At 45.0% G+C, this 278-nt stretch carries 1 protein-coding gene; it reads right to left on the reverse strand.

Translation table 11 applies throughout. From position 1 onward, the window contains the following. Positions 1-278: mucin-binding protein (locus ACLUXO_RS10385; protein WP_412137465.1), on the reverse strand; the 278-nt coding region annotated here is incomplete at both ends.

The following is a 278-nucleotide window of genomic DNA, read 5'->3' on the forward strand; positions in this document are numbered from 1 at the left end:
GGTGCAGTATAGCCGTGACTAGACAGATCAGCTGACTTCTTTTCATCCCAAGATCCAGTAACCTTGTAACTGTCGTTAAGGGTGTAGCTCTTACCGTCTGCTGAGACAGTACCGTAGCCAATCTTGTTGCCCTTGCTGTCGTAAATTACTGACCGGGTCAAAGTAGCAGTTTGAGTTACTGAAGGTTCAAGTTCGGATGGAATTGCTTTGCCAGTTACTGAGTCAACGTAGTTGATAGTTCTAGTAACAGTCTTAGTTTCTTCGTCCTTGAGCGTGTA

The sequence above is a fragment of the Lactobacillus delbrueckii subsp. bulgaricus genome (genome assembly GCF_046938665.1).
In the GTDB taxonomy this organism is placed as follows: Bacteria; Bacillota; Bacilli; order Lactobacillales; family Lactobacillaceae; genus Lactobacillus; species Lactobacillus delbrueckii_C.